Source organism: Ruegeria sp. I3 (genome assembly GCF_056532525.1).
Genome location: NZ_JBQFNI010000025.1, coordinates 1 through 1,740, shown reverse-complemented (window position 1 = coordinate 1,740; position 1,740 = coordinate 1). Strand labels below are relative to the sequence as shown.

Genomic DNA, 1,740 nt, shown 5'->3' with positions numbered 1-1,740 from the left:
TCTTGAAGACTTAGCGGCCCAACAAACACCGCGCTTGAGCAGAAAAACTCGTTCTGAGATAGCACAAATAAACAAACGCTCTCGATGCGGAGGGTTTTCTTATCTATTCTGTCACGTGGTTCCCCTAATATTCTACTCGCATATTCGTTGGTCCCGAGCAGACACAACTTTAGACTTCAGCCTCGCAAATACGCATAAATGTTACTCGATGCTGCCACAACTCCTCTACAGAATGCCCCCAGGAAAACAGGAAGGTTTTCGCCTATTGACAGGAGTATTTCCGCGCATTTCACTTGAGAGAAGTGTGCACCTCAACTGACTTTTACAAACTACTAGGCGGCACAAATACGCGACAGATCCACTTAACCGAAAACATCTGATGTGAAGCGCAACATACTATAGACGTAGTTTTGTGCCCTAATTCAACCAAAGCGGAACTAACTTCAAGAATGGGACAACCTTTTAAAACTAAAAAGCTTTTCACAATTGTGACTCCCACCTACAATCGTGCAAAGCTCATTTGTGAAGCCATGGAAAGTGTTTGGGCGCAGTCATATAGACCGGTTGAGCTTATTGTGGTTGACGACGGATCTTCTGACGATTCTGTGGCGGCGATAACATCTTGGATCGCCTCGCTCGCAGAGCGGCCGGAATTTGACGCGCAGGCATTCGAAGTCATCCTGCTGGAGAAAGAGAATGGCGGCCCATCCAGCGCGCGCAATCTCGCTCTGGAGAGGGCGAGCGGCGATTTTGTGGTATTCCTCGACTCCGATGATTTACTGGAACGAGACGCTCTCACGGATCTTGCTATCGCGTTCGAGGTAAATCAGGCGGATATGATTTTTGCAGGGTTTCGCCGGTTTGACAACGATACCGGCGACATTGTTATGACGAATATTCCCGAGAGAACACATGACCTGGTCGCCCGAGCGATGGAAGGCCGTGTTTGGGCGAACGCGTGCCGTTTTGCAATGAGAACATCCTTCGCACGCCATATTGGCCCCTGGAATGAAAGCTATCCGCTGTTTGAAGACCGGGACTACGGCGAGCGAGCGATCATGCTATCACAGCGTCCAGCGATTTTGACTCGATCACTAATTAAGGTGCGCACAAACGCTGATGCGCGACAAAACGATCAGTTGCAGACGCGGCGTGGGCGGAAATATCGCATTCTATGTGAAACCAATCTTGCTGCGCTGGCTCGGCAGCGGGGCGATGTTACAGAAAAGAGTTGGTCTGAGTTCAAGTCGCGCCTTTATGGCCTTTCTTTCCGGTCCTATGCTTCGGGTTGGCGTGAACATGGGCGCTCAAGCTGGAATATGGCGGAAGCGATTGATGCGCCGCTGGACACTAAAGGGAGGCGGCGGCGCTTGGCTGCGCGTTTGGGATGGTTCGGAGGAAAGGCATATTTAGGCGCGGGCTATTTGATGAAACAAATACGCTGATACATCAGGTCAGAAAGTTGTATAAGAGAAACAGTGGGATCTGGGGGATCTGGCCAAACTCGTGTGAGGTTGTTCTAATAAACCTGCGGCCATAATTTCTCATTATTTGAGTGATCACTGCACTAAACACATGATCAAGAAAGGCTACTAAACACCTTTTGAATGGCTGGCTCTGCACCACGGAGAATGCTCGTGCTGGCAGGGGTGTGAAACGGCATGCAAAATTGACCCCTGTATTGGGGTAATCGGCGTCCAAAAGTGACCCCCCTGATATTTCTGTTCAGAAGCTTCCTCA

1 protein-coding gene is annotated in these 1,740 nt (G+C 49.8%); it reads left to right on the top strand.

The window, feature by feature from the left end:
* Positions 1-449: 449 nt before the first annotated feature.
* The gene (locus ACR0L9_RS20575) at positions 450-1,445 is read left to right on the top strand and encodes a glycosyltransferase family 2 protein (protein WP_480896577.1); all 996 of its coding nucleotides are present in this window, start codon (positions 450-452) and stop codon (positions 1,443-1,445) included.
* Positions 1,446-1,740 lie beyond the last annotated feature (295 nt).

What these genes read in the sequence shown, in the direction of transcription:
- ACR0L9_RS20575 (WP_480896577.1), top strand. Translation starts at nt 450, where the DNA reads ATGGGACAACCTTTTAAAACTAAAAAGCTTTTCACAATTGTGACTCCC.